This is a genomic window from Marivita sp. (genome assembly GCF_048006345.1).
In the GTDB taxonomy this organism is placed as follows: Bacteria; Pseudomonadota; Alphaproteobacteria; order Rhodobacterales; family Rhodobacteraceae; genus Marivita.
The window spans coordinates 576,026-601,963 of sequence record NZ_CP180351.1 but is presented as its reverse complement, the minus strand read 5'-3'; the positions used below and the strand labels follow the sequence as shown (position 1 = coordinate 601,963).

24 protein-coding genes are annotated in these 25,938 nt (G+C 62.4%); 9 read left to right on the top strand and 15 right to left on the bottom strand.

Features of this window, described 5'->3' with window-relative positions; translation table 11 throughout:
* Positions 1 to 4: 4 nt before the first annotated feature.
* Positions 5 to 961, top strand: a complete 957-nt coding sequence (locus ACMVPR_RS02995) for an ABC transporter permease (RefSeq protein WP_416881651.1) — start codon at positions 5 to 7, stop codon at positions 959 to 961.
* 57 nt (positions 962 to 1,018) lie between these two features.
* Here the strand turns inward: ACMVPR_RS02995 and ACMVPR_RS02990 are convergent, their stop codons facing one another.
* From ACMVPR_RS02990 to ACMVPR_RS02965, 6 genes are all read right to left on the bottom strand, one after another.
* Positions 1,019 to 1,705: an HAD family hydrolase gene (locus ACMVPR_RS02990; protein ID WP_416881650.1), complete on the bottom strand. Its 687-nt coding sequence runs from the start codon at positions 1,703 to 1,705 to the stop codon at positions 1,019 to 1,021.
* Between the two features lie 33 nt (positions 1,706 to 1,738).
* Complete coding sequence (locus tag ACMVPR_RS02985) at positions 1,739 to 2,683, bottom strand: carbohydrate kinase family protein (protein ID WP_416881649.1); 945 nt, start codon at positions 2,681 to 2,683, stop codon at positions 1,739 to 1,741.
* A 25-nt stretch (positions 2,684 to 2,708) separates the two neighbouring features.
* Positions 2,709 to 3,758, bottom strand: a complete 1,050-nt coding sequence (locus tag ACMVPR_RS02980; RefSeq protein WP_416881648.1) for an ABC transporter ATP-binding protein — start codon at positions 3,756 to 3,758, stop codon at positions 2,709 to 2,711.
* A gap of 3 nt (positions 3,759 to 3,761) precedes the next feature.
* Entirely contained in the window at positions 3,762 to 4,607 is an 846-nt protein-coding gene (locus tag ACMVPR_RS02975; RefSeq protein ID WP_292264804.1) for a carbohydrate ABC transporter permease, read from the bottom strand.
* A gap of 3 nt (positions 4,608 to 4,610) precedes the next feature.
* Positions 4,611 to 5,465, bottom strand: coding sequence for a carbohydrate ABC transporter permease (locus ACMVPR_RS02970; RefSeq protein WP_416881647.1), 855 nt, complete (start codon positions 5,463 to 5,465; stop codon positions 4,611 to 4,613).
* Positions 5,466 to 5,597: 132 nt separating this feature from the next.
* The gene (locus tag ACMVPR_RS02965) at positions 5,598 to 7,115 is read right to left on the bottom strand and encodes an ABC transporter substrate-binding protein (RefSeq protein ID WP_300581734.1); all 1,518 of its coding nucleotides are present in this window, start codon (positions 7,113 to 7,115) and stop codon (positions 5,598 to 5,600) included.
* 254 nt (positions 7,116 to 7,369) lie between these two features.
* Between ACMVPR_RS02965 and ACMVPR_RS02960 the strand changes: the two genes are divergently transcribed.
* The 8 genes from ACMVPR_RS02960 to ACMVPR_RS02925 all read left to right on the top strand — a co-directional run bounded on the left by ACMVPR_RS02960 (position 7,370) and on the right by ACMVPR_RS02925 (position 16,284).
* Positions 7,370 to 8,701 carry an NAD(P)H-dependent oxidoreductase gene (locus ACMVPR_RS02960; protein WP_416881646.1) on the top strand — a complete coding sequence of 444 codons (1,332 nt, stop codon included), beginning with the start codon at positions 7,370 to 7,372 and terminating at the stop codon, positions 8,699 to 8,701.
* Positions 8,694 to 9,710 carry a thiamine pyrophosphate-dependent dehydrogenase E1 component subunit alpha gene (locus ACMVPR_RS02955; protein WP_416881645.1) on the top strand — a complete coding sequence of 339 codons (1,017 nt, stop codon included), beginning with the start codon at positions 8,694 to 8,696 and terminating at the stop codon, positions 9,708 to 9,710. Before ACMVPR_RS02960 ends, ACMVPR_RS02955 begins: the two co-directional genes overlap by 8 nt.
* 2 nt (positions 9,711 to 9,712) lie before the next feature.
* Positions 9,713 to 10,717 (top strand): alpha-ketoacid dehydrogenase subunit beta, encoded by a 1,005-nt coding sequence (locus ACMVPR_RS02950; RefSeq protein WP_416884608.1) that lies wholly within the window; start codon positions 9,713 to 9,715, stop codon positions 10,715 to 10,717.
* Positions 10,717 to 12,030 carry an acetoin dehydrogenase dihydrolipoyllysine-residue acetyltransferase subunit gene (locus tag ACMVPR_RS02945; RefSeq protein WP_416881644.1) on the top strand — a complete coding sequence of 438 codons (1,314 nt, stop codon included), beginning with the start codon at positions 10,717 to 10,719 and terminating at the stop codon, positions 12,028 to 12,030. Before ACMVPR_RS02950 ends, ACMVPR_RS02945 begins: the two co-directional genes overlap by 1 nt.
* An 84-nt stretch (positions 12,031 to 12,114) precedes the next feature.
* On the top strand, positions 12,115 to 13,089 hold the full coding sequence (locus ACMVPR_RS02940) for a sugar-binding transcriptional regulator (protein ID WP_416881643.1): 975 nt from the start codon (positions 12,115 to 12,117) through the stop codon (positions 13,087 to 13,089).
* A gap of 138 nt (positions 13,090 to 13,227) precedes the next feature.
* Positions 13,228 to 13,932: a hypothetical protein gene (locus tag ACMVPR_RS02935; RefSeq protein WP_416881642.1), complete on the top strand. Its 705-nt coding sequence runs from the start codon at positions 13,228 to 13,230 to the stop codon at positions 13,930 to 13,932.
* An 11-nt stretch (positions 13,933 to 13,943) separates the two neighbouring features.
* Positions 13,944 to 14,561: a hypothetical protein gene (locus ACMVPR_RS02930; protein WP_416881641.1), complete on the top strand. Its 618-nt coding sequence runs from the start codon at positions 13,944 to 13,946 to the stop codon at positions 14,559 to 14,561.
* 364 nt (positions 14,562 to 14,925) lie between these two features.
* On the top strand, positions 14,926 to 16,284 hold the full coding sequence (locus ACMVPR_RS02925) for a tyrosine-type recombinase/integrase (RefSeq protein ID WP_416881640.1): 1,359 nt from the start codon (positions 14,926 to 14,928) through the stop codon (positions 16,282 to 16,284).
* Positions 16,285 to 16,708: 424 nt separating this feature from the next.
* On the opposite strand, the gene ACMVPR_RS02920 is transcribed toward ACMVPR_RS02925, so the two are convergent.
* The 9 genes from ACMVPR_RS02920 to ACMVPR_RS02880 all read right to left on the bottom strand — a co-directional run bounded on the left by ACMVPR_RS02920 (position 16,709) and on the right by ACMVPR_RS02880 (position 25,833).
* Entirely contained in the window at positions 16,709 to 17,539 is an 831-nt protein-coding gene (locus tag ACMVPR_RS02920) for a copper chaperone PCu(A)C (protein ID WP_416881639.1), read from the bottom strand.
* A 12-nt stretch (positions 17,540 to 17,551) separates the two neighbouring features.
* The gene (locus ACMVPR_RS02915) at positions 17,552 to 19,117 is read right to left on the bottom strand and encodes a CopD family protein (RefSeq protein ID WP_416881638.1); all 1,566 of its coding nucleotides are present in this window, start codon (positions 19,115 to 19,117) and stop codon (positions 17,552 to 17,554) included.
* A gap of 135 nt (positions 19,118 to 19,252) precedes the next feature.
* Positions 19,253 to 19,789, bottom strand: coding sequence for a YcnI family protein (locus ACMVPR_RS02910; RefSeq protein ID WP_416881637.1), 537 nt, complete (start codon positions 19,787 to 19,789; stop codon positions 19,253 to 19,255).
* Between the two features lie 30 nt (positions 19,790 to 19,819).
* The gene (locus ACMVPR_RS02905; RefSeq protein ID WP_416881636.1) at positions 19,820 to 21,070 is read right to left on the bottom strand and encodes an MbnH family di-heme enzyme; all 1,251 of its coding nucleotides are present in this window, start codon (positions 21,068 to 21,070) and stop codon (positions 19,820 to 19,822) included.
* 10 nt (positions 21,071 to 21,080) lie between these two features.
* Positions 21,081 to 21,965, bottom strand: a complete 885-nt coding sequence (locus ACMVPR_RS02900; RefSeq protein ID WP_416881635.1) for an MbnP family copper-binding protein — start codon at positions 21,963 to 21,965, stop codon at positions 21,081 to 21,083.
* Positions 21,966 to 22,044: 79 nt separating this feature from the next.
* Entirely contained in the window at positions 22,045 to 22,392 is a 348-nt protein-coding gene (locus tag ACMVPR_RS02895) for a hypothetical protein (protein ID WP_416881634.1), read from the bottom strand.
* Between the two features lie 109 nt (positions 22,393 to 22,501).
* Positions 22,502 to 23,524, bottom strand: a complete 1,023-nt coding sequence (locus ACMVPR_RS02890; RefSeq protein ID WP_416881633.1) for a DUF6525 family protein — start codon at positions 23,522 to 23,524, stop codon at positions 22,502 to 22,504.
* Positions 23,430 to 24,614: a hypothetical protein gene (locus ACMVPR_RS02885; RefSeq protein WP_416881632.1), complete on the bottom strand. Its 1,185-nt coding sequence runs from the start codon at positions 24,612 to 24,614 to the stop codon at positions 23,430 to 23,432. The genes ACMVPR_RS02890 and ACMVPR_RS02885 overlap by 95 nt, the downstream gene beginning before the upstream one ends.
* Before the next feature lie 10 nt (positions 24,615 to 24,624).
* Complete coding sequence (locus ACMVPR_RS02880; RefSeq protein WP_416881631.1) at positions 24,625 to 25,833, bottom strand: GTP-binding protein; 1,209 nt, start codon at positions 25,831 to 25,833, stop codon at positions 24,625 to 24,627.
* Positions 25,834 to 25,938: the final 105 nt, after the last annotated feature.

The window sequence follows — 25,938 nt, the reverse complement described above, 5'->3', positions numbered from 1 at the left end:
CCCCATGCCGCAAGAAAGATCGTTCCATCTCGGACGCATCAACTGGCGCGAAAACATCGTGTACATCTGCTTTGCCGGTGTGCTTCTTTTCTTTGCCGTCACCATTGGCGACAAGGGCTTCCTGACAGTGTCGAACCTGTTCAACATCGCCCGCACAACCGCGATGATCGGGGTGATCTCCATCGCCATGACCTTCATCATTTCGTCAGGCGAACTGGACCTGTCCGTCGGGTCGACAGCCGCGCTGGCGGCGCTTGTGTCGGCGCTGGCGATACAGGCGGGATACGGGTTTGTCGGCGGCGTGATCGCCGGGCTTCTCTGCGGCGTGGCGGTCGGTCTGGTCAACGGGTTCTTCGTCACCGCCCTGTCGATCCCGTCTTTCCTTGTGACGCTGGGCATGATGCAACTGGTGCGCGGCATCGACATGCGGATCACCTACACCAACCCCGTGCCCGTGCGGAACGAGACCTTCGACATGGTGTTCGGCCCCGGAACGATCGGCGTGGTCCCCACCCTGTTCCTCTGGGCCGTTGCGGTGGCGATCCTCGGCCACGTGGTGCTGCGCTACACGCCTTTTGGACGGCAAGTGCTGGCGACCGGAGGCAACCGCGAGGCGGCGCGCTATTCGGGCATCAACACCAAGCGTGTGAAAATCATCTGCTTCCTGATCACTGGTGTCGGCGCGGCGTTGGCCGGGATGCTCTGGACCGGGATGATGGGCACTGCACGCTACAATTTCGGTGAAGGCGCGGAACTGGCGGCCATCGCGGCTGTGATCCTTGGGGGAACAAGCCTGTTCGGAGGCAAGGGCACGATCATCGGCACTTTCGTGGGCGCCCTGCTGATCGGGACCATCAACAACGGTCTGATCATCATGGGGCTGGACGTGTCCGAGCAGATGATGGTGGCGGGTGCGATCATTGTTCTTGCGGTGGCCTTCGGCAAAAAGCCCAGCCGCTGAGATTTTACCAAATGGTAAGAAAGGGCGCGGGGCCGGATCGGCCTCGCGTTTTTCCTGTCACATGAGGTGTCCGGACAGGACCAAGTCCTGAAACCTGTCCAGACGATCCACAATCGACACGCAGCCTGCTTGTCTGAGCGTGTCCGCGTGATCGTCGCGCCGACCTTCAAGATGCCCACCGCCGACAAATCCGACAGGTGTCATCCCGGCGGCCAAAGCGCCTTCGACGCCATGCGGGGAATCCTCGATCACGATGCAATCGCCCGGAACACGACCAATCACCTTGGCTGCCAAGAGAAACAGGTCCGGCGCGGGTTTGCCATGTTCGACCTCGTCAGAGCTGCACGCGCGGCCTTCGAAGAAGCCATCAAGTCCCGTTGTGCGCAGGGCCAGCGCCATTCGTGCCTTTGAACTGCCCGTGGCGACCGCCATGTGACATCCGGCATGATGAAGGGCTGACAACAGGTCGTATGCGCCGTCGATTGGGTTCAGATCAGTCGGGTACTGCTCCATCAGCAGCCGATCAATGCACTCCGCGAAATCTTCAGGCGCTGGCCGCCCTGCCCTGTTGCCAACCCATTCGGCGATGCGTGACATCTTGAGGCCAAGCACCTCTTTCCCCAAGTCGCGCGGATTCAGGTCTTGGGCACCCAGACGGTGCGCCTCGTCGGCGATGGCCTTGAGCGACAGCACTTCACTGTCCACAAGGCAGCCGTCGAGATCGAAGATGATCGCGGGGGGCATTCAGTGGCTTTCGTTAGGGTGTTGCAGACCAGATCACGCGCGGGTCGGCGTGGTCTCCATAAAGGCGATGGTGTTTTCAAGCGACGACACAACCGCCTGAGAGCCCAGCCCCATTGCGTTCTGCGCAGAGGATGCCTGTCCGAAGCGGATACAGTCCTCAATGGATCGGCCCAGATGCAGCCCGGTGGCAAAGCCCGCGTTGAAGCAATCACCGCAGCCACAGGTGCAGACCACGTCTATTTTGTAAGACGGGATGTCGATCTTTTGACCGCGTTGATCACGGTACATGGCCCCATCCGCGCCAAGCGTCAGGATCACGGCACCGACGCCCTGATCCAGCAGGAACGCGGCGATCTCCTCGTAATCGGTCATGCCCGACAGGGCCATCGCCTCTTCCTCGGACGGCATGAAATAATCGGTATGCGCCAGAAGCGGGCGGATCAGTGGGAAATCCTCGGGAGTTGAGGCGAAGACATCCAGCGTGGTGGTGATGCCGCGGGCCTTGGCCTCGGCCAGAAGTTCGGCATTGCGCCCCTGGTCCATCGCGTCCATGAGGCCGACGCCGCCGATGTGCAGGATTTTCGTGTCCAGAACCCGGTCCATTTGGTCATCAGTGACATAGAACCCCGCCGTCGCACCGCGCTTGTGCAACGCCGGGCGCGCCCCATCGGGGCGGGTGGTCACAACACTGGACGAGGTGGTCATGTCGGGGATGCGCTGCATCATCTCGGTATCGACGCCGAAATCACCAAAGCGGCGCAGGACCCAATCGCCCATCAGGTCATTGCCGACACCGCCTACAGCCTGAACCTTAAGCCCATGCTTGGCCGCGACGATGGCCGCTGAGCCCGCAGCGCCGGACACAGCCAACGTAAATTCATCGACGAAATAGGTGTTTCCGCCGGGGGGGATTTCGGTCACCGGGCGGCACAGCGCGTCAAAGGTGTGAAACCCCATCGAGGTATAGTCAAAGGTCATGGGTTGTTCTCCATCCTGTGCGGCGTCAGCGCAGGCGCTGACCGGAGGCCGTATCGAAAAGGTAAATCCGCTTGGGATCAAAGCCGACAGACGCATCGGAATTCAAGTCCGCGCGATAGTCGCGATGGGCCTTCACCTCGATCAGCTTGTCGTCCGCCTTGATCGTGAGATAGGTCATGTCGCCCGTCGGCTCGACCCCGTAGACGATCCCGGTCAGATGTCCACCGTCCGCCGTGACGGTGCAATCCTCGGGGCGCACGCCCAGCGTGACCTTGCCATCATGTTTGGCGGGCAGGCCGTCGACCCGGACACCGGGCGCTGTGAAGATGCCCTGCTCCATCCTGCCTGCGATCAGGTTCATCGGCGGCGCACCGATGAAGTTGGCGACAAAGGTGTTGGCGGGATCGTTGTAGATCTCGTCCGGCGTGCCGATCTGCTGGATCGCGCCCTTGTCCATGATCACGATGCGGTCTGCGAGCGTCATCGCTTCGATCTGGTCATGGGTCACGTAGACGGTGGTGATCTTCAGCTCGCGCTGGATATGCTTGATCTGCACGCGCATGTGCTGACGCAGCTTGGCGTCGAGGTTCGACAGCGGCTCGTCCATGAGGAACGCATGCGGTTGGCGCACGATGGCACGGGCCAACGCGGCGCGCTGGCGCTGACCGCCTGACAATGCGCTGGGTTTGCGGTCGAGGTAGTCGACCAGTTCGACCAGTCCTGCCGCACGGCGGATCAGGGCATCATGCTGGTCCTTCGGGACGCCGCGCATCCGCAACGGAAAGCGGATGTTCTCGTAGATCGTCATGTTGGGATAGAGCGCGTAGCCCTGGAACACCATCGCAACATCCCGGTCGCGGGCGTCAATGTCGTTCATCACCTCGCCGTCCATGACGATCTCGCCTTCGGATGGCTCTTCAAGACCTGCGATCATGCGCATGGTGGTGGTCTTGCCGCAGCCCGAGGGGCCAAGGAAGACGACAAATTCCTCATCCGCAATGTCGAGGTTCACGTCCCGGACACCCCAGATGGCGCCCCAGCGTTTCTGGATGTTGTTGAGTTGGATTCTTGCCATTTCTTATCCTTTGACGGCCCCCATGGTCAGACCGCGTGACAGGTGTTTCTGGATCAGGACGACCACAAGGAACACCGGCAGGAACGCGAGGAAGGCGACCAGCGCGATTGCATTGTAGATCACGCCATCCGACCCGCCGGTGAAGTTCGCCAGCGCCACCGACATGGTGTAGGCGTCGGGCGTCGAGGCGATGAGCAGCGTGAAGAGGAATTCGTTGATCGCGAAGATCATCGCGATGACAGAGGCTGTGATGATCCCCGGCAGGATGGCGGGGATGATGATTTCCCACAGGATGCGCAACTCGCCTGCCCCATCGGTCTTGGCCGCGTCTTCCAGTTCTTTCGGAATATCGAGCATGTAGGACCGGATGATCCATGTCACAAAGCTCAGGTTGATGGCGGCGTAGATCAACATCAGCGCCCAGATCGTGTCGAGCAGACCGAAATTGCGGAAGAGGAAGAAGATCGGCACCGCCACGATGGCCGGGGCCATCATGCGGGTGGACAGGATGTAAAACCCGATATCGTCCCGCCCCTTGTACTCAAAGCGCGAGAGCGAATAGGCTGCCGGGATCGCCAGAACAAGGTCGATGATGACCGACCCGATGATGGCAAGGACCGAGTTGCGCAGGTATTTGCCCATCGGCCAGTCTTCCCAGATCATGTGCCACGCATCGAGGCTGAAGGTCGGGAAGTAGATCGGTTGCGGCGTGATGATCTCGGTCCGGGGGCGCAGGCCGATGGACAGGAACCACAGAACCGGCACGAGGCAGAACAAAGCCCATGCGCCAAGGATCGCGTAGCGCAGGGCAAGGCTTTCGCCGCGGGAGCGTTTGCGGGCAGATGCCATGGCTCAGGTCCTCGCCGAGACAAAGGCGCGTTTGACGACAAACTGCGCAATGATGATCGTGATGATCAACATGATCACCGATGCGGCGGAGGCATAGCCGAAGTTGAAGAACTTGAAGCCCGTCCGGTAGATGAAATAACTGATCGTTTCGGTCCCAAAGGCCGGACCACCCTTGGTGATGATGAAGACGTTGGTGAACATCGTGGTGATGTCGATGGCCCGCAGGATGAGCGCGACCGCGATGATCGGCTTCATCATAGGCAGTGAGATGTTCCAGAAGATCGCATACCACGATGCGCCATCCAGCCGCGCGGCCTCTTCCACTTCTTCATCCTGTGCCTGAAGACCGGCGACGAAGATGATGAAAAGAAACGGAGTCCATTGCCAGACATCGGCGATGATCAGGATCATCCGGCTGAGCCATGTTGACGACTGCCACGCGACGTTGCCGTCCAGCAGACCGACCCGGATGAACAAATCCGCGACCACCCGTGCGTCCAGAAAGGCCAGTTTGTAGATGAAAGCCACTGCCGACGGCATGAAGAGCATCGGAATAAGGAAGATGATCCGCCACCCCTGAACCCACGGGTCGCGATAGGCATAGAACGCCAGCGCCAGTGCGATCACGCATTGCAGGATCAATGAAATCGAGCCGATGACAAAGGTGTTCCAGAGCGCGCCCCAGAACTGGTAGTCGCCCATCAGGCGCGTATAATTGTCGAACCCGGCCCATTGCCACGGTCCAAACTTGACGTTGTAGAAGCTCTGAGTGATCGCAAAGATGCCCGGATAGAGCGTGATCAACATCAGATACAGAACCGCCGGCGCGACCAGCATGTAGGGCAGCAAGGCTTTCATGCGCTTGCTGCGCCGCTTAAATCTGCGGTGCGTCGGCTGTGCCGGGGCAGCGTGTGCCGCCCCGGAGTCCGACAGAGCTGGATTGCTCATGACAATCTCGATCCTGTCCAGTTTGCGCTTGGTCTACGACCCTTAGAACGGCAAAGACTTGCCTTCGCCGACATAGAGCCCCGGAGCCACCTGCGCGTAGTCTACCGGATCATTGCCCTGATAGAAGCCGTTGGATTCCATGATCTGCTTCACGGCTGCGGCTGCGTTGTCGAGCGCTTCCTTCGCGGTGATCTGGCCGACCACTGCGCGGTTGATCTCGTTGCCGATGGCCTGTTCGATCGGGAAGGCCCCCGGCAGACGCGGGCTGCACCAAGCGTGATGCAGGCTGTCGCCCCAGACCTTGGCGGGTTGCGAGACCGCCTGGAGGTTTTCGTTCTCCAGAACCGACTTGTAACCCGGCGCCACACCGTTTGCGTTGGCTTCGTTCATCGCCATGATCGACGCCGTGGTCAGGAAGCCCAGCATGAGGAATGCGCCTTCCGGGTTCTGCGCCGAGGCAGACACGCACGAGGTCGAACCCGCGATGTTCGGCGGGGCAAAGCGGCCACCCGAGATGCGCGGTTCATAGATCGTGACGAAATCGTCGACGATCTGCGACTGGTCGGGACGCATCGCCTGCGTGCCGCTGTCCTGCCAGCTGATATTGGTGGCCACCTGCCCGCCCAGCCAGGCAGCGCGGTTTTCCGGCCAACCTGCACCAGCGTGACCTTCGTTGGCGTTTTTCGAAAGCGCCAGCAGGATCTCGAGGCCCTTCATCCCGGCATCGCCGTTGAAGATCGGCTCCCAGTTTTCGTCAAAGAGCATCATACCGGCCTGCGCCGCGATATGCTCCCATGAGTAGGTCGACCAGAAACCCGGTGCCGCCATCAGGCCCACGCCGGACACACCCGGTTCGACCTGGTTCAGTTCTGCGGACAGACGGATCAGTTCGTCATAGGTCGGAACCGAGTTCGCCTTGTCAATCGGGCCACCCAGAACCTGCTCGACATAGCCTTTGCGCAAGTGGACCATCTGGATGTCGCAGTCGAACGGTATGCCATACATCTGGCCGTTGAAATAGCCATAGTTCAGGCGGTAGGTGTCGTAGAAGTCGTCAAGCGGAAGCTTCCACTTGTCCGCGAATTCCTGCAACGGATAGAGGAAGCCCGGAGCCGCGAAATCACCCAGCCAAGGCGAGAAGAACTGCAACGCGTCAAAAGAGGCATTGCCCGAGATGAATTCGGCCAAAGCCTTGTCGTAGAAGCTGTCATCCGGGATCGGAACCAGTTCGACCTTGATGCCCGACAGTGCCTCGAACGGCACCAGACCCTCTGCAGCCGATTCCGCATCGGCGGCACCGATGGCGAAACGAACCGTTGTGCCGGCAAGTTCGGAACGAACAGCCTCCCAGTCAACGGTGCGAATCCAGTCTTTGCTGTTGTCCCAGATCGGCTTGTCATCCGACATGCCATAGAGATCGCGATAATCCGCGCGCACATATTGCGAGATCGAGATCCCGTCGAGCACGCTTTGCGGATCCGGCAGGTGGCTGGCTGCGAGCAGCTTGCCGCCCCAGGTGGAGCCAGTTGCGGCGATTCCCATGGCGGATGCACTCGCCATGAACGACCGTCTGGATAGTCTTCCTCTGAATTCCATCATTTTCCTCCCTTGATGGCGCAATTACCTATTTTTTTCCGCCTCAAGCAGCCTCCTGTGCGGCGCGAGAGCATCGGAACACCTAATTGCACTTATGAACCATTGTTCACGATCACTCCTTTCGTCAAGAACATTTCTATGTGTTTTGAACATTTTTATTGACTAGCCATCAAATGTTCAGGATATTCCCAGCGAACTTCAGCGACAGGAAAAGACGCATGGCATCCAACATCGCATTGACCGGATTGGCGAAAGACCTCGCCGCCCGAGCCTCCTCTGGCAAACCTGTTCGCATCGGACTGATCGGGTCAGGCGAAATGGGAACCGATATCGTGACCCGCGCTGCGATGATGGACGGAGTGGACGTGGCGGCGATCTCGGAGCTGAACGTACCCAACGCGCACAAAGCCGTGTCCATCGCCACTGGAGAGGACGGGCACAGTCAGGACGCGACCTCTACTGACAGTCTCAACGCAATCATCGAGTCGGGCAAAACGGCAATCACCGACAATGCCGACCTGATCCTCGAATCGGGACTGATTGACGTGGTGATCGATGCGACCGGCATTCCCGCCGTGGGTGCCGAAATCGGCCTAAGGGCAATGGAGCGCGGCAAGCATCTGACCATGATGAACGTCGAAGCGGACGTGACCATCGGCGCTTACCTGCGCAATGAAGCGGAGCGGTTGGGCGTGGTCTATTCGCTGGGCGCGGGCGACGAGCCATCTTCTTGCATGGAGCTGATCGAGTTCGTGACCGCCATGGGTCACAAGGTGGTCTGTGCCGGCAAAGGCAAGAACAACCCGCTGAACATCGACGCGACACCGGACGCTTATGAGGCAGAGGCAATCCGGCGCCACATGAACCCGCGTCTGTTGGTGGAGTTCGTGGACGGATCAAAAACCGCCGTCGAAATGGCCGCAATCGGCAACGCCACCGGTCTGATCCCAGATGTGGACGGCATGCACGGCCCCGCCGCGGGACCAAAGGAACTGGCCAAGGTGCTGATCCCGCAAAAGGACGGAGGCATCCTGTCGGGGATCGGCAAGGTCGATTATTCCATCGGCAAGGGCGTGTCACCGGGCGTTTTCTGCATCGTGGAGGCCGAACATCCGCGCATCCACGAGCGGATGAAAGACCTCAAGATGGGCGATGGGCCCTACTATGAGTTCATTCGCCCGTACCACCTGACCTCGCTCGAAGTGCCGCTGACCTGCGCGCGCTCGGTGCTCTACGGCAAGGCCGACATGGTTCCACTTGAAAAGCCGGTGGTCGAGGTCTGCGCCTTGGCCAAGAAGGATCTGCAGCCGGGCGATACGCTCGACCAGATCGGCGAATATGCCTACCGCGCCTGGGCGATGGAAGTGGGTCGGGCGCAAGCCGCGCGCGCCCTTCCCGCCGGGATGCTGACCGGAGCCAAAGTGACTGCGCCGATCAAGAAAGGTGAACTGATCACCCTCGCCAACACGACCCTGCCGCACTCGCGGCTGGTCGAACTGCGCCGTCGTCAGGACATGATGCTTTATGGGAAGGACCTTCTCAATGCGTGACACCGTGATACCCAATAACGTGCCCTACGCCATTTCGCGGTACAGTGCGGAGGACCTGAAAGAAGCTCTGAAAAAGATGTACCTGATCCGCAAATTTGAGGAAGGCGCGGAAGACAGCTACATGCGCGGCCTGATCCACGGAACGATGCACCTGAGCATCGGACAGGAGGCATCTGCTGTCGGGTCATGCATGTCGCTGAGCGACGAGGACAAGATCACCTCGACCCACCGGGGTCATGGCCATTGCGTCGCCAAAGGTGCGGACCTGTCGCGCATGTTCGCCGAGTTCTTCGGCAAGGAAAGCGGCTATTGCAAAGGGCGCGGCGGGTCGATGCACATTGCCGACCCGAGCAAGGGCAATCTGGGCGCGAATGGCATCGTGGGCGGCGGCCTCCCCATTGCGGTGGGCGCAGCTTTGTCGGCCAAGCGCTTGGGCACGGGGGCGGTGACGATCTGTTTCTTTGGGGATGGCGCCAACAACGAGGGCGCGTTTCACGAAGCGCTGAACATGGCGTCAGTCTGGAAACTGCCCGTGGTTTTTGTTTGTGAAAACAACAAGTACGGCATGTCCACCTCGACCGAGCGATCCACCGCAGTCAAGAACATCGCGGACCGGGCGGTGGCCTATGCCATGCCGGGCGTGACCGTGGACGGGAACGATTTCTCCGCAGTGACCGAAGCGGTGGATGCCGCTGTCGAGCGCGCCCGCAAGGGTGAAGGCCCGAGCCTTGTCGAGAACGTCACCTACCGCTGGCGCGGGCATTCCAAGTCGGACCGCAACCGCTACCGGACCAAGGAAGAGATCGCAGACTGGCAGTCCCGCGACCCGATTGCCGCGATGGCAAAGCTTCTGACCGACCACAAGATCGCCACCGAGGACGAGATTGCAGGGATCGAAGCCGACGCCACCCGGATCATCGAAGAGGCCATCGCCTTTGCAACCGAGGGGGCCAATCCGAAGATCGAAGAGGTCACCCGCGACGTCTACACCGAAGAGACTGCATCATGAACATGCACAGCAAGACCGACCTGCGCGAATTGTCCTATGCCGAGGCCATCCGCGAAGCCATGGACATCGCCATGGCCCGCGATGAACGCGTCATCCTCATGGGCGAGGATATCGGAGTTTATGGCGGGGCCTTTGGCGTCACTGGCGATCTGGTCGAGAAATACGGCACGGACCGTGTCATGGACACGCCTATTTCCGAGTTGGGCGGCGCTGGCGTCGCTGTCGGTGCCGCGATGACCGGGCTGCGGCCGATCTTCGAATTCCAGTTCTCGGACTTCGCGACGCTCGGGATGGAACAGATCGTCAATCAGGCGGCCAAGATCCGTTACATGCTGGGCGGCGCGGTGTCGGTGCCTGTGGTCATGCGCTTTCCCTCAGGGTCCGGCACGGGCGCTGCTGCGCAGCACAGCCAGAGCCTTGAAGCGTGGACCGCGCATGTGCCGGGTCTGAAGGTGGTCCAACCCGCGACACCTGCCGACGCCAAAGGATTGTTACTGGCTGCGCTGGAAGATCCCGATCCGGTGATGATCTATGAACACAAGATCCTCTACAAAATGAAGGGGCATGTGCCCGACGGCTATTACACGACACCCATCGGCAAGGCGGCAGTGATGCGCGAAGGCAAGGACCTGACCATCGTTGCAACTTCGATCATGGTGCACAAGGCGCTTGATGCAGCCGAGACATTGGCCGCCGAAGGCATCGACGCCGAGTTGATCGACCTGCGCACGATCCGCCCGATGGACCGCGACACGGTGCTCGCCTCGGTCCGCAAGACCGGACGGCTGGTCTGCGTCTACGAGGCGGTCAAGACACTGGGCGTCGGTGCCGAGGTGTCGGCGATGGTCGCCGAAAGCGACGCGTTCGACTACCTTGATGCGCCGATCATCCGGCTGGGCGGCGCGGAATGCCCGATCCCCTATAACCCGGAGCTTGAGAAAGCGGTTGTCCCACAGGTGCCCGACATCCTGGAGGCCGCGCGCAATCTGGCGAAGGGACGTGTCTGATGCCAACCGAAGTCATCATGCCCAAGGTCGACATGGACATGGCCAAAGGCAAGATCATGTCATGGCATATTGCCGAGGGCGAACGCGTGTCCAAGGGCGATCCTCTGTTCGACATCGAGACAGACAAGGCCGCAATGGAGGTCGAAGCGCCTGCAGACGGCATCCTGTACCACACCGCCCCAGAGGGGATGGACATCCCAATCGGCACACCCTGCGCCTGGCTTTATGCCGAGGGCGAAGTGGTGGGCGAGCAACCCGCACCGTTTGCAGGGCAAGCCGGGACCGCACCCGAGCCTGAACCAGTCGCAGTGGACATGCCGGACGACACCAAGCCCGTCGAGGCCGAATTGGAACTCGTCGACGCCATTGCTGGGCAAGCCACGGGCAAGATCCGCGCCACCCCGCGTGCACGCTCCTTGGCCAGCGGTGCGGGCCTGAACATCGCAGACCTCATCGGTACCGGTCCGCGCGGACGGGTGCAGGCGCTGGACGTCGAAAACGAAATCGCTCTGCGAGACGCGCGCCCTGCCCCGCTGGCTTCACCGGTCGTCTTCAAGGCGGAAACCGGCAGTCTGGCGGTGACCCGCTCCAAAGGTGGCACAGGGACACCCATCGTGATGATCCACGGCTTTGCCAGTGATGCCACGTCCTGGGCACCGATGGAGACACATCTGAAGCACCGCCCGTTGATCCGGATCGACCTGCCCGGTCACGGCAAGTCACCAAAGCTGCGCATCGACAGCTTTGCCGAGCTTGTGCGCGAGGTCCGGCGTGCCTTTGACAATCTAAATCTCGACGCTGCACATCTGGTTGGTCACAGCCTTGGGGGTGCCGTCAGTATTGCACTGGCCGATACGCGGGCAAAACGACTGTCTTCCCTGACACTGATTGCGCCTGCCGGGCTTGGCCCGGATATCAACGGCGATGCGCTGTCGGGGATCTGCAGGGCCACCCGTGCAGAAAGCCTTGGGCCGTGGCTCCGTAGCCTTGTGGCAAACGAAGACATCGTGACCGACAGCTATGTCCGCCTTGCCATGGCAGGGCGTGAAGACACGAACCTGCGCGCGGCGCAGTCGCGTCTTGCCGATGTGCTTTTCCCCGATGGGGTTCAGGCTTTTGACCTGCGCGCGGCACTGGAACGGATCGACACTCCGACCCGGATCATCTGGGGCAAACAGGATGCCATCATTCCGTGGAACCACGCCCTGCGCGCTCCGGGCAAGATGGCGTTGCACCTCTTTGACGGTGTTGGACACATGCCGCACATCGAATGCAGCGCCGAGTTGGGCCGGATCCTGTCGTCAAGCCTTTGATCAGTTGCGCATTGTCACCCACCGAAAACATCGGTTACCTGTCACAAGCCAGAGACATAAGCCAGATCACAAGGGGGCGAACCGATGGCAAAATCGCAAGACCAGCTTCGGGTCCGCGCCGCATGGCTTTACTACATCGAAGGCATGACCCAATCCGATGTTGGCAAAAAGCTTGGCGTGAACCGGATCACCGTGACCCGTTTGCTGTCCGAAGCCAAGAAACGTGGTGAGGTTGTGATCCGGATCAAGTCGGAATTGACCGAACTGATCGAACTTCAACAACAGCTTCAGGATCACTACGATCTCGAACAGGCCATCGTTGCGCCCATGGAAGCCATCGAAGACGACCCGACACGGGTGATCGCCGCGGCCGCTGGCACCTATGTGTCGAACCTGATGGAAAACGGCATGACCGTTGGCGTGGGTTGGGGAAAAACGCTTCACGCGATGTTGCCCTATATCGAGGAAAAGCCCCTGTCTGACGTGCGGGTTGTGTCCCTTCTCGGCGGCATTGCACAAGCCAGACGCTTCAACCCTGCCGAATTTGCGTGGCAATTCGCCGAACTGTTCGAAGCCGAAGGCTATCTGATTTCTGCCCCGGCAGTTGTGGATTCGCCGCAAACACGGCACGCGCTGTTGGAGAACTGTGGTCTCGATCAAATCCTGCAACTCGCCGAAGCCTGCGACGTGGCGTTGCTGTCCTGCGGCGGGATCACCTCTTTGACCACGTCCTATCGCTCGGGTCACATCACGGAGTTGGATCGTCAATCGTTGATCGCAGCGGGCGCGGTCGGCGATTTCCTGTATCACTTCCTCGACAAGGACGGAAATATCGTGGACCATCCGGTCAACAATCGGTCGATCTCGATGTCGCTCGATCGCTTGAAACGTGTTCCAAGAAAAGTTCTCATGTCGGGGGGCCGGGAAAAGATCGAAATCCTGCGCGCCAGCATCACGTCGCTTGCACCAAATGTCCTGATCACCGATGAGATTACCGCGCGAACCTTGCTTGAAACCGCTGACGCAAAGACCGCGCGCGCAGTTGCCGCAGCGGACTGATATTGGTGATGTCAGGCGCATTGCCAACCGTCTTGAGGTCGACGGCAAAGAGACTGCAAGACAGTCGGAAAACGCGACACCGGTAGAGCCTAGATTGGTCAACCGACCATGTGCTAACATCAAAACGAGGAGGTGAATATGATGGTTGCCAGCCCGAAGAAATTCACTCTCTTGCATGACATGAACATGCCGATCCGCGACGCATTGCGCGGTGTGGTGAGCCTTGCGGATGCTACGGAAGACATGCTGGAGCCCGCCTCCAAACTGTTGCCAGAACCGCTGCGTAGCCGCTTTCACAGCGCGATGCAGGCGTTCGAGCAAGCTGGCAAACGCTTGCTCCATGCGCCGATCGACATGGAGAGGATCAGCGATGCCGCGCAGTTTGCACGAGGCGTCGCGTCGGAAAAAACCAGAGCGAACGCTGCCGCAAGTGTGATCGTTTTCGCCTGGGAGCACCTGAACCAGTCCCGCGTCGACCATCGCCACCTCATCAGTGAAACCATCGTCGCAGACCGGTTGTCGCGATTGCACTCTGACGGCGGACATACAGGTTTTGACTTTGCGGCTTCCCTGTTCCTCGACCTGCGCCAATCTTCCGCCATCGGTGTAATGCCCGGTGTGACGCGCGGCATCACAAGGGAAGAAGAAGCCGAAGTCGACATGGCACTTATGGCGATTGCTGTCTGGCTTGCGTCGAAACGGGCGGACACGCTAGAGGAGGAAGAAAAGCTGCTGGATCTGTCGATGGCCCTTGTCCGCGCCCTCCAATCCGAGGCGGAAACCGCCTTCAAGAGCCACGCGGCTTTGGCCCATTTTCTTGATGAAACCTCATCGCATCTATAGGATCGGACGCCATGCAAACGCATGATTTGACCAAGACCGACCAACCGTTGCGCAAATCCGCGCAACGCCTGCGGTGGTTTGTCGATGCGTTCGATCAGCAAATCCAGAACACCGAAGCGCAGACGGGGAATGCGTTTTCCGTCGACCGGGGCGCTTTGGCACAAGTGTTTGCCGATTGGCTGAAAGCGTTCGAAGCCCAGAAACCGACGCGGGAAGACGATAAACCCGCCTATGTCGGATTTGCAGCGGGTCTCATGCTCCGCACGCTGATCAAGCACAAACCCGTCGCATTGGTGAAACGCCCTGACAACGCGGACCAGTCCAATCCGGCATATTTCTGGCCTGAGGGATATCTCTATGTCGCATTCTGTCTGAATGTGCGTGGGTTGGTTCTCGAAACGGATTTCCATGCCGCACAACAGCCAAGTGATCGGCTGTCAGACAACAGGACCTGGTGGAGTTTCCGGGAGAACGTCCAAAAGGATCCCTCTCTGGCGATTGCCTTCCTCGACCTGTTTGCCGGAGATGAACCGGAATGGACCATGCCCGAACTGTTCCGAACAGGCCGCGTCGCCCGTATCGCCGAACGGTTTTACGCCAAGGAAGTGACGTCACACGACGATGAGTGACGGCAGCCGTTGGCCGTCGGCATCTCCTCTAGCATGACGCGCAGCACTGGCGTTCGCCTGTTCGCGTGGTCGGAGTTTGCGGTTCAGGTTTGCAGCTCCTGGCTGCCGAAGCCTCTTGGCGCTTGAACAGTATCAATGAAATGGCGCACCCGAGAGGATTCGAACCTCTGGCCTCTGCCTTCGGAGCGGGTCTAATGGGCTTTCCTAAACATGCGATAGAGCCCGCTAGAGCGCTATAATTATTGAATAATTATAGACACGGCCAAGCGCTGCGCCGAAAGCTCTATCCGAGAATACGCCTTGGTTTCCGGCCGCGTGGTTGCGTCCTGCTTTCGTGAAACCGGCGCAGAAAGAGGGTTTGAGCATGCCGAAGCTCACGAAACGATTTGTTGAAGCGGTCAAGCCGGGACCCAAGGGCACGGCAGTCTGGGATGACGAGGTGACCGGCTTCGGGCTCCGCGTCTACCCCTCTGGGAAGCGCAGTTACATCATCCAGTACCGCGCGCGGGGACGATGCCGCCGCTACACGATCGGTCGGCACGGGATCTGGACGCCCGAGACGGCACGACGCGAGGCGAAAGTCTTGCTCGGGAACGTCGCCCGAGGCAACGACCCGGCCGAGGAACGCGAGGAGGACCGGAGGGCGCTAACGGTCAAGCAGCTCTGCGAGCAATATATCGAGGACATGGAGGCTGGCCTGATCATGGGCAAAGGCGGTCGCCCCAAGAAGGCCTCGACGATCGAGATCGACGTGGGCCGCATCCGCCGGCACATTATCCCCCTGCTCGGCAAGCGCCGGGTCCGGGACATTACAAAGCCGGACATGAACAACCTGATGAAGGACATCATCGCGGGCAAGACGCGCGTGGTAATGAAAACCGAGAAACTGCGTGGCAAGGCCATCGTCCGCGGTGGGCGCGGAACGGCGATCCGCACTATGGGACTGCTTGGCGGCATATTCACCTATGCGGTGGAATCCGGCGTGATCGAACACAACCCGACCCACGGATTGCGCAAGCCCAAATACCAGGTGCGCGACCGGCGGCTGAGCGAGGCGGAGTACCGGATCCTTGGCGGCATTCTGCGCCAAGCGCGGAACAGCGACCATTATCGCCTGCATGCCGAGATCCTATGGATACTCGCAGTGACCGGCTGTCGACGCGGTGAGATCATCAATCTCAGATGGAGCGAGGTCGATATCGAAGGAAGTTGCCTTCGCCTGATCGATAGCAAGGAAGGCGCATCTGTGCGGCCGATCGGGCTTCCGGTGATCGAGTATCTGGAAAACAAGCGATCAACGCGAACAGGCACCTATGTCTTTCCCGGCCAGGGTATCGACAACGCCGTGGGTAACTTCCCGCAAAGCTGGAAGAAGCTTCTGACCGACACGCCGCTCTGGGATGTGACACCGCATGTCTTGCGGCACAGCTTCGCCAGCATTGCCAACGATTTAGGATTCACCGAGATCACAATCGCTGCCCTGATCGGCCACGCGAAAGGCTCTGTGACCAGCCGCTACGTGCACACGCTCGACTCGACGCTGATCATGGCTGCAGATACGGTCGCGGGATACCTGAAGGCCTTGCTGGAGGGCGTCGAAATCAGACGGAACACCTACACGCTGGACCGGGAGTCGCGACGCTCGGCGATCGAACACATACTGATCGAGTCGCGGCCAGCGCCAAAGCCAAGGCTGCTTGAATATCGTGAAGGGTCACGTTGATACTGCGCCAAAGGTTGCGAACTCACCGCAGCCACCGTTGGTTGCAGTGGCTCGCAACTCACGATTTCTGCGGATGGTTGACAGGGTGGTCCCGCGGCTTGTGGCGTAGAATTGTGAGGTACGGCGTGAAGAGGTGCGACTGGCGAGATTTCAGCTGCTATGCCGGCAGAGGAACCCGCCGATATGCCCTTTGCACATGATCCGCACACAAAAACGGACCAAACCTCTGTGACGCCTTGGGTTTCTGTCCGATCCTCCATTATGCCCATGTTGATTTTCTGGGTTTCACTCGATCGGCGACTGCTGGAGGGGCCGGGACCGGGATCGGACGTTCTACAGCCGCCATCGGATAAAAAGTGTTCTATCTCGGCGGCATATCGGCTTGGCCGGAGTGCTTTTGACTCAAACCTGCCGTAAAAAACCGTCATCCATCGACCAACATCAGCGTGCCAACGAATGCATCATGCGCGACCCGTTGCGTTCCATCGAGATCGGCTTCGATTGCGGCGATTGACGCTTCGAGCTCTGCGGCAAGGCGCGGTGACATACCGAGGACCCGAAAGGTCGCTGCAAAGCGCAGGCTTTCACCCGAAAGGAGGATCACGGACCACCCTCCCGCCTCCTGGCGCAGAAAAGCGCGGCCGGCTTCGCCTGCGATCTTCCAAGGGAGGACCGCGGCGTTCCCTGCGAAGGCGGCGGGCCCAAGGATCGTGTCGGCACCCAGCACGTCGCGCAGGGCCGCCTGCGCTTCGGCGAGCATGACCGGATCATGACCGGGTGCGATACTGCCGTGATCGTGCCCCTCATGACCCGTCATGCCGCCCTCGCGCGGTTCGACCCAGAATTCCACCCCGATCTCGCCCGCGCGTTCGAAGACGAGCGTGGCCGGGATGCGCTCGCCCTCCTCGAAGGGGTCGCCATCCAGACCCATGAACATCACATGCATCCCGCCGGGGGCGAGCGTCACCGTCTCGCCCGGTGCGATCTCGATGCCCTCGACCGGGATCATTCGGGTCACGCCCTGCGCGTCGGTCTCGGTGCCATGCAGCGTCACACGGGGGAAATCGGCCCGCACTTCCAGCAGGCGGTCGGGCGCGCTGCCGGTGTTGGTGATGGTCATGTAGCCCGCGCCGGACATGGCGGTGGCCACCGTCTCCAGCGCGTAAGGATGGTCGATCACGAGGCTGTCGGTGGTGACCTCGTGGGCGGCGGCGGGGAGCGCCAGGAGAGCAAGGGCGAGGGCAAGATGTTTCATCGGGGTCTCCGGTCAGTCTGGAAGGGTCAGGGTATCGGTCAGCGTCACGCGCTCGAAATCGGTGATCAGAAGGCGCAGGGTCACGTCCCAGTCGCCCGGGCGCGGCAGGGTCACGGGGCCGGCATGCCAGAGCCCGTCGCCGCCTTGCAGGGCGGTCAGGCGGATCGGCTCGATCCCGGCGGCGGGCTGGGCGAAGACGACCTCGACCTCTTGCGGGACCAGTTCGGCGAAATCGCCGGTCTGGAAGCCGAGCATGACCTCGACAGGGCCAGCGCGGCCCGGGGTCAGGCGGATGTCGGCCATTGCGGCAGCGGTATGGATATGGGCGTAGAGCGGCTCGGCCGGTTCGATCAGGGCGCGCGGCGGTGGCGTGAGGCGGAAGGCCGAGGCAAGGACGAGGATTGCGAGGCCGAGCACGATCTCGGCCCGGATGGCGCGCTGGAGGCGCGGTGTCGCAGTCGTCTCGCCTGCGGCAAGCGCAGGCGTCAGGACAAGCCGGTTCCGCGCGCCAAGGGCGAGGAGCACAGTGACCAGAGCCAGCTTCAGCCCGAGAACGACGCCATAGGACGAGCCGAGCAACGCAGCCGGACTGCCTGCCTGCAGCCATGTCAGGGTCATCCCGCTCAGGATCAGAACCGCGACTGTAGGAACGGCGATCGACGAGAAACGCCGCAGGACGGGGTCAGGCTCCGGGCCACGCAGGGCGAGGAGGAGTGGCGCGAGCGACCCCATCCAGAAGATGAGCGCGGCAGCGTGGAGAGTGACGGCAGGAAGCGCCACGACACGCGGCGGGGCCACAGCGGCATGGCCGGAGACCGCGAATGACAGCGACGCAAACCCCAATGCGCTGAGCGCGAGAACCTTTCGCGCGGAGGTGCCGCCGCTGCGCAGGGAAAGCGCGGCCAGGACCGCCGCCCCGGCAGCAAGGACGACAGTCAAGGTAATCGGTGCTGAAAGCCCCGCTTGCCACGGCTGCATTGTGAGGAGCGCGCCGGGCGCGAGCGACAGCATGTCGAGACCCTGAACCCCGGTCAGGAGACCACCAACCGGGATGGTCGCGCCAGCCGCGAACATGGCGATGCGGGCGAGTGCCGGTCCTGCCTGTGCAGGGGCCACGAAGGCGGCGAAGACGGCAGCCCCGACTGCGACCACCAGAGCCACGGTCAGCACGGCGCGCAGGGCGGCGCCAAAGCGCGCGGCCCCCGCGGCAAGCTCCGCTGGCGTCGGCGGCGTGGCGGAGGGGGCACCGACATGGAAGGTGAGCGTGCCGCCGACCGGATGGCCATCGTCCGAGACGACGCGCCAGGACAGCAGATGCGTGCCGTCTCCCAGATCGGCTGGCGGCGCGACGGTGATCGTGGCGTTCTCGGCGGTGCCCTCGAGGTCTGTCGCCGTACCGTCGGGTCCGATGTGTCGCAGGACGAGCGGCGCCACGGCTTCGTTGAACTCCAGCACGATCGCGGCGGGCGCCTCAGTCACCACAACCCCTTCGGCGGGGTCCGAGCCGCGCAGCTGCGCATGGGCCAGCGCCTGCAGCGGCAGGAGCGCGAGGCACGACAGGATCAGGAGGAGGCGCATCAAGGATATCCAGGAAAAGCCCACCGGGACGCTAGATCGTCCCGGTGGGAGTTGCGCGGGGCCGCCCGGACCGGGCCGCACCCCGCATGCGCCATGGCCGCCGAAGGGACTCGGGAACCGGCCATGGATCATTCCTCAATGCCCGTGACCGCCAGAGGAGGCCGGCACGACCATCACGCCGGGCGCCGGGTCCTCGAGGTCATGGCTGTCCTGTCCGGCCGCCGGGATCTCGATCCAGCGCTCGGCCCCGTTGGCGCATTCCTGGATGGCGGGGATATAGAGCACCTCGCCTGCGGGCAGTCTGTCGGTCACGCGGGCGCGGAACACGAACTCGTCGTAGAAGGCATCCGGCAATTCGCCCGACCAGATGATCTCGCGCACGCCTTCGGTGAGCGTGCGTCCATAAAGCTCGTAGCTGTTCTCGTAGGGGCCGGTCACGGTCTCCAGCTCCCAGCCCGCCTTGACCATCGGCTGCGCGGCGATCAGGCCCTCGGGGATCTGGATGCGGACCCTCAAGGTTGCCTCGTCGCCGCAGCCATGCGGCACACGCAGGGTCAGGCGGGCGGTTTCACCCTGCACGACCTTGCCTTCGGCGAAGGTGGCGTGTGCGAGGGCCTCGGTCCCAATGGCCAAAGGCAGGGCAAGAGCTGCAAGTGCAAGAATATGTTTCATGGTCGCGCGTTTCCTGTTGGTATGTTGGCTTCAGTTGAGGGGCATCACCCTGTTCGCACTGGCCGGGTGCCCGTCCGGCCAAGGGTCCGCAAAGGCCGGATCGGTCAGGAAGTCCTGATCCGTCAGGCTTTCGAGAAAGGCAGTGAGGTCGGCAATCTCGGCGTCCGAGACCTCGAAGCCGCCGATCAGGCTGTCGCGATACGGGTTTTCGTGGCCCGCACCTGCGTGTGGCCCATCCGTGATGGTCCGCCCGCCCGCCGCGTAATGGCGGATCACCTCCTCCAGTGTGGCAATCGACCCGTCGTGCATGTAGGGCGCGGTGACGGCCACATTGCGCAAGCTGGGCGTGCGGAAGCGGCCCATGTCTGACGGAACGCCGGTGAATTCGTAAAGGCCGAGGCCTCCCGCCGGATAGGCTCCGGTGCCCCCGATGTTGTAGAGCCCGGTATTGTGAAAGGCGTTCTCGGGGAACGGAGTACGCGCGGTCTGCAGATTGTCGGAAATCAGCGCGCCGGTGTGGCAATGGTAGCATTCGAGGCGATGATCGAAGAACAGCGCCTGCCCGCGGCGGGCAGCGTCGGACATGGCATCTGCCTCGCCATAATAGGTCGCGCGGTCGTAGGGGCTGTTCAGCGAGATCAGCGTGCGCTGGAAGGCCCCAAGCGCGCGGGTGATCGTGTAGAGATCGGGGGCGGGTCGCTCGGGAAAGGCGGCCGGGAAGGCATCGGCATAGTAGGGATCGGCGGCAAGGCGCGTGAAAAGCGCACCCTCCTGCCCCGCCATCCCCATCTCGACCGGCTCGGTGCCGAACAAGGGCACCAGCGCCTGAAACTCCAGCGTGGTGAAATGCGGATTCGCCCAAGTCAGCGTGGGCATATAGCCCACATTGGCCAGCGTCGGGGAATTGCGGTGGCCGATCGTGCCATGCGCGCCGACGCCGACCGGGCGGCCATCGCTGAAGGCCAGCTCCTGCTGGTGGCAGGATGCACAGGCTGTCTGACCGTCGACCGAAAGACGCGCGTCGTAGAAGAGGTGCCGCCCCAGATCGACCAGATCGGGCGTCATGGTGATGTCGTCCGGCACCGGCGGCGGCGGCATCCAAGCGGGCATCGGCCAGCGGAACGCATCGAGGATCGCGGGACGCGCGCTGGTCGTTTCCAGCGGCACTTCGTTGCGCGGCAGGAAGACTGCGGCGAGGACCGCCGACGCACCAAGGATCAGGAGGGGAGCCGCAATGACCCCCCTGCCCGCGACCCGCGCGAGGCTCGCAAAGGGACGCATGACCGCCCCGTCAGCGCATCGAGACGAGCAGTTGCTCCTCGGCCGGGAAGGCATTGAACGCCAGCCCCAGCCGCGGCAGCACCGTGTTGCAGTCCGGATCGTTGGGGAAGGACATGCAGCCGGGGCTGGTCTCGGGCGTGTTCTGCGTCAGGTCCGCGCCCGCCACGACGACGGCGGGGTCGATCACCACGGTGCTCTCACCCGGAACGAAGTCAGGCAGGGCAACGGCGACACGGTTGGGGTTGGCGCAGGCTTCGGACGGCGGCGTCGTCGCCTCGGGCGCGGCGCATTGCGTCGATCCAAGGTGGAGCATCCAACCGCGCGGCCCCTGCCCGTGGGTCGCATCCTCGCTGTGGCCTTCGGCCGTCATGGACATGCCCGAGGGCGCGGTGGGCGAGAATTCGATCTTCACGAACTTGTAGCCGCCGCGCCAGTTCCAGAACATCGCCGTCAGGTTCATTGGCGCAGGCGCGGTGGTGGGATCGCCATGGTTCCAATCGAAGGGAACGCCGACCTCGAACTCGAGCCCGCGATATTCCCCCTCCGGTACGGTGCCTCGCAGCGTGGTGTTCACCTGCGGCGTGCCGTTGGCGCAAGACCCGGTGCCGTCCTCGAAGTCCAGAAGGGCGATATTCTCGATCTGCCAGGCGCCATCTTGCTCCAGCGCAACAGGCACGCGGGTGCCGTCGGCGGCGATCAGGTTGGCCGAGGAGACGAACAGCCGGAAATCGAGGAACTGCACCTCGGTGGCGGCGCTGCCGAGGCCGGTATAGCTCTCGGTGCAGGCAAAGGGCGCACCCGCGATCTCGGCGGTGAAGGGGATTTCGACAGTTATGTCGGCAAGCGCCGGGCTGGCGACGAGGGCGGCCGTGGCCGCAAGGAGAAGGTGTTTCATGTGAGGGTCATCCAGATTGATCAGATGTCCGCGTGCAGGCGGACGGACATGGCCCGCACGGTGCGGAGCCGAAGCGAGGTCAGATCAACTGGAAGGACGGAGGACCCCGGGCCGGTGGCGCGCGCGGGCCGAGACCGGTCAGGACGAGGGTTTCAGGCCATGCGGCGCGGTGACCGGACCAGACAACAAGGTCAGAAGGGGCAAGACATGCTGGGGCCAGTGTCATGTTCTTGGCGATGGTGCAGGCCGGGCAATCGGCATGAGCGGCGTGATCCTGCCCGTCGTCGCCCGTTATGCAGAAATCGGCGAGCGACCCGCCGGCGGCCAGATAGGCCGCGATTTGCGGGTCGGACAAGCGCGGGTCGGTCTCGACGGGGCGATGCCCGAAGGCAACCAGCATCAGCGCCAGTGCGCAAAGCACTGACACGGCCCGCTCCCAGTTCATTTGACGCAACCTTCCCATGGGGGAAGGTTTACCCGTGATCCTTGTTTTTCGCAATTGTGTCCTTTTGCCCAGAGTTAAAGAAAAAGGGCATCTATTTCGATATCTGCTCGCCTCTCACCGCGGGATGGTCCGGCCCCCAGACCGCCGCCGCATCCCGTGCAACGAGGCGGCCTTGCAGCGCGGTTATTCGGGTCAGCGCAACGTCACGATCCCCCGTTTCGGCCAGGGCCTTTACGAACGCGCGCTGTACCGAGCGCGGCCGCCAGGGTAGCGCAGCCGTGGCCAGCCAAGCGCGCAGGTCTGCCGGGAGCCGGTCGTACTCCCGCATCGGGTCTTCGTCGCGCCGCTTGGTCTTCAGACGGGTCGCGCCCCGGTTGCTCTGTCTCATAGGGTATCCTCCGGATCGTCCACCGGGTCGAGCACGAGCACGAGTTCGCGTCTCGCCGGTGCCTTCGATGGGTGGCGAGCGGTGAAGCAGGCCGGACCACGGAACTTCGGGCCAGAGCGTGCCGCGCAGCAGGATGGGTGCGCCCGTGGGCACGGTGAAAACGCGTTGAGGGTCGGCACCATTGATCGAGATGCCATATTGCGTGCCCGTGCCGCGGTAGGTGCAGACCAAACGGGCAGTGACCGCGTCGATATGGAATTTGCGACAAGCATTGGTGCTCACCACGTCGAGCCGCAGCCGCAGCCAGCGCGCTTTCATGACGGTCGAAAACACTTCCGCCAGCGCCGCCACGTCGTCGATCAGCCGCGCGCGTTCAGCGCAGTCGGGGGTGCCGCAAGCCTCGCAAATCTGTATCGCGGCCGCGCAAACGGCTTCTGGGCGCAGGATGACCCGCGCCTTTGGGAGAAGAGCTGGATCGAGCCCGTCGATCCACGACTGGAACCCCGGCAAGGGCTGCCGCCGCCAGATCGCCGCGGCGCAGCCGGGACGATGGAGTGCCGAGAGCCCCTCGGGCGTGTCCGCGACGCCGACCCCGATGGCGGCATCGCGAACGACCTCTCGGACGAGGCCGTCAGTGCGCATGCTCGGACTTTGCCGTGAGCAGGAGCAGCGATTGCGGCTGACTGCCCAGATCGACCCGGTCCACGATCTCCAGCGTGTCGGCATCGACCATGACGACCTGCCCCGCGGCGGGGTCGGAGACGGCCACGCGGTGACCGGCCACTGCCATCATGGGCCGGGTGACGCCGCGCTCCATCGAATAGGCCCCGGTGACGCCCGCCGCCTCGCCGAGGATGCGCCCCGTGAGCGCAGAGAACCGGACAAGCCGCCCATCGGCCAGCATCGCGAACCCCTCCATGCCCGTCTCATCGAGCGCCCAGGCCATCCGCGCGGCGGGAAACTCCGCGAAGAGGAAATCGCCCGTCTCCGAGGAGGGATCGAAGATCGCCATATGCGTCGCGCCCCAGTTGCCGACGAGCGCCATGGTGTCGCGCGGGCTCAGAAGCTGACGGATCATGCCTTCGGCAGGCACCTCCTCGGGGTAAGCGACGAACCGGCCCGCAGGCGGCGTGACCGAGGTGTCGAATATCGCGATGCCGTTCTCGCAGCCGACTGCGATGAAACCACCGGCCTTGCCCTCGCCATGCAGGTTCTGGCAGTCGACGCGGGACAGCTCCCCGCCGTCAGGGCCAAGGACCGCCAGAATGTCGGGCAGGCCCTCGCCTTCGGGGGCCACGGTCGCAATGGTGAAGTCGCCGACCGGCACGGCCACGCCATGATGCGGTGCGCCCGTCTCGATGGTCTTGACCGGCGCGAGATCGCCCGTGGCCGCGGCGGACGCGTCATGCAGCGTAGCGACGCCGCTCCCGTCCCAGAACACCGCAACGGGGGCCGCGTCCATGTTGAAATGCACCGGTCGTTCGCCGCTTGCCGTGGCAGGCAGGAGCGCGGGTGCCTGAAGGATCATCGCAGAATGGTCGCCGTGATCTTCCTCGACGACGCCCGTGTCCAGCAGCTGTACCTGCCCGGCATCGCGGCTCACGGCCCAGGCATGGCGGCCGTCTGGCCCGAGATAGAGCCGCGCGGGCGAGGCCACTTCGACGCGCGTTGGCCCTGCGTCATCCTCGGCATCGACGATATGGATTTGCGCGGCTTCGGCATCAGCCACGATCAGCCGGTAGCGCAACTCGTGGGCCTGCGAGATGGCGGGCGCAGCAAGCGCGAGGGCGGTGGTGAACGTCAGGATCTGTTTCATGGGTCTGTCCTCAAGCTGCGGCCTGGCGGCGCCAGGCGGGGAAAGGATCGGGCAGGTCTGGGAGCGCGTCCGGTCCGGGCGCGAGGTGCTCGGGCAGCAGGCAGGCGTCGAGCCGCGCCTTGATTGCTGGCCAGTCGATGCCCGCGCCGATGAAGACGATCTCCTGACGCCGGTCACCCCACGGCTCGACCCAATGCTGTGCGATATAGGCGCAGGCGCTGTCGTGCTCGGGCCAGCGTTCGCGCGGGACCGCGGCCCACCACGTGCCCAGCGGCTTGACCGAAGAGAGCGCGCCGGCCAGCGAGAACTCGGCCACCCAGTCGGGGCGGGTCGCAAGCCAGAAATGACCCTTGGCGCGGATCACACCGAGCAAATCACCGTTCAGAGCTGCGAAAATCCTCTCCGGCACAAAGGGTTGACGGGCGCGGTAGACATAGGACGCAACACCGTATTCCTCGTTCTCGGGCACATGGTCGGCAAAGCCATACAGCTCTTTCGCCCACATCGGATGCTCATGGGCCTTCTCGAAATCAAAAAGGCCGGTGTCGAGGATCGCCTCGGCCGCCACGTCGGAGTGGTTCGTCTCGATGATCTTTGCGTCCGCGTTCAGGCTGCGGATGATCTTCCGCGCCGCATCGACCTGATGCGGTTCCGCATCGGCGACCTTGTTCAGGATGACCACGTCGGCGAATTCGATCTGTTCGACGAGCAGGTTGACCAGCGTGCGGTCATCCTCCTCTCCGAGCGTCTCGCCGCGGTCGCGCAGGAAGTTGTGGCTGGAATAGTCGCGGAGCAGATTCACCGCGTCGACAACCGTCACCATGGTGTCGAGGCGCGCGACGTCCGACAGGCTCTCGCCCGCCTCGTCGCGGAAATCGAAGGTAGCCGCAACCGGCAGAGGCTCGGAAATGCCGGTGGATTCGATCAGCAGGTAGTCGAAGCGCCCTTCGGCTGCGAGTTTGCGCACCTCCTGCAGGAGATCGTCGCGGAGTGTGCAGCAGATGCAGCCATTCGACATTTCCACCAACGTTTCGTCGGTGCGGGAGAGCTCAGTATCGGCCCTGACGAGGTCAGCGTCGATATTCACCTCGCTCATGTCGTTCACGATCACCGCGACGCGGCGACCGTCGCGGTTGTTCAGGACTCGGTTAAGAAGCGTGGTCTTGCCGGCGCCGAGAAAGCCGGACAGAACAGTGACGGGAAGGCGGGTGTCTGACATAGGCATGCTTTCCGGAGAGAACGATTCAGGTTGCGTAACTATCCAAGTTACTGGATATGCGCAACCACCAAAGTTACAGAAGAGCCATGAGATCGAAAGCCAAGC

Excerpts from the sequence above, each read along its gene's own strand:
- ACMVPR_RS02965 (WP_300581734.1), bottom strand. The coding sequence starts at position 7,115 with ATGGCGAGTGCATCCGCCATGGGAATCGCCGCAACTGGCTCCACCTGG.
- ACMVPR_RS02930 (WP_416881641.1), top strand. The coding sequence starts at position 13,944 with ATGCAAACGCATGATTTGACCAAGACCGACCAACCGTTGCGCAAATCC.
- ACMVPR_RS02885 (WP_416881632.1), bottom strand. The coding sequence starts at position 24,614 with ATGAAACAGATCCTGACGTTCACCACCGCCCTCGCGCTTGCTGCGCCC.
- ACMVPR_RS02950 (WP_416884608.1), top strand. The coding sequence starts at position 9,713 with ATGCACAGCAAGACCGACCTGCGCGAATTGTCCTATGCCGAGGCCATC.
- ACMVPR_RS02900 (WP_416881635.1), bottom strand. The coding sequence starts at position 21,965 with ATGAAACACCTTCTCCTTGCGGCCACGGCCGCCCTCGTCGCCAGCCCG.
- ACMVPR_RS02970 (WP_416881647.1), bottom strand. The coding sequence starts at position 5,465 with ATGAAAGCCTTGCTGCCCTACATGCTGGTCGCGCCGGCGGTTCTGTAT.
- ACMVPR_RS02990 (WP_416881650.1), bottom strand. The coding sequence starts at position 1,705 with ATGCCCCCCGCGATCATCTTCGATCTCGACGGCTGCCTTGTGGACAGT.
- ACMVPR_RS02935 (WP_416881642.1), top strand. The coding sequence starts at position 13,228 with ATGATGGTTGCCAGCCCGAAGAAATTCACTCTCTTGCATGACATGAAC.
- ACMVPR_RS02910 (WP_416881637.1), bottom strand. The coding sequence starts at position 19,789 with ATGAAACATATTCTTGCACTTGCAGCTCTTGCCCTGCCTTTGGCCATT.
- ACMVPR_RS02980 (WP_416881648.1), bottom strand. The coding sequence starts at position 3,758 with ATGGCAAGAATCCAACTCAACAACATCCAGAAACGCTGGGGCGCCATC.
- ACMVPR_RS02915 (WP_416881638.1), bottom strand. The coding sequence starts at position 19,117 with ATGCGCCTCCTCCTGATCCTGTCGTGCCTCGCGCTCCTGCCGCTGCAG.
- ACMVPR_RS02925 (WP_416881640.1), top strand. The coding sequence starts at position 14,926 with ATGCCGAAGCTCACGAAACGATTTGTTGAAGCGGTCAAGCCGGGACCC.
- ACMVPR_RS02955 (WP_416881645.1), top strand. The coding sequence starts at position 8,694 with ATGCGTGACACCGTGATACCCAATAACGTGCCCTACGCCATTTCGCGG.
- ACMVPR_RS02945 (WP_416881644.1), top strand. The coding sequence starts at position 10,717 with ATGCCAACCGAAGTCATCATGCCCAAGGTCGACATGGACATGGCCAAA.
- ACMVPR_RS02985 (WP_416881649.1), bottom strand. The coding sequence starts at position 2,683 with ATGACCTTTGACTATACCTCGATGGGGTTTCACACCTTTGACGCGCTG.
- ACMVPR_RS02940 (WP_416881643.1), top strand. The coding sequence starts at position 12,115 with ATGGCAAAATCGCAAGACCAGCTTCGGGTCCGCGCCGCATGGCTTTAC.
- ACMVPR_RS02995 (WP_416881651.1), top strand. The coding sequence starts at position 5 with ATGCCGCAAGAAAGATCGTTCCATCTCGGACGCATCAACTGGCGCGAA.
- ACMVPR_RS02960 (WP_416881646.1), top strand. The coding sequence starts at position 7,370 with ATGGCATCCAACATCGCATTGACCGGATTGGCGAAAGACCTCGCCGCC.
- ACMVPR_RS02890 (WP_416881633.1), bottom strand. The coding sequence starts at position 23,524 with ATGCCGACACGCTGGAGATCGTGGACCGGGTCGATCTGGGCAGTCAGC.
- ACMVPR_RS02975 (WP_292264804.1), bottom strand. The coding sequence starts at position 4,607 with ATGGCATCTGCCCGCAAACGCTCCCGCGGCGAAAGCCTTGCCCTGCGC.
- ACMVPR_RS02905 (WP_416881636.1), bottom strand. The coding sequence starts at position 21,070 with ATGCGTCCCTTTGCGAGCCTCGCGCGGGTCGCGGGCAGGGGGGTCATT.
- ACMVPR_RS02880 (WP_416881631.1), bottom strand. The coding sequence starts at position 25,833 with ATGTCAGACACCCGCCTTCCCGTCACTGTTCTGTCCGGCTTTCTCGGC.
- ACMVPR_RS02920 (WP_416881639.1), bottom strand. The coding sequence starts at position 17,539 with ATGAAACATCTTGCCCTCGCCCTTGCTCTCCTGGCGCTCCCCGCCGCC.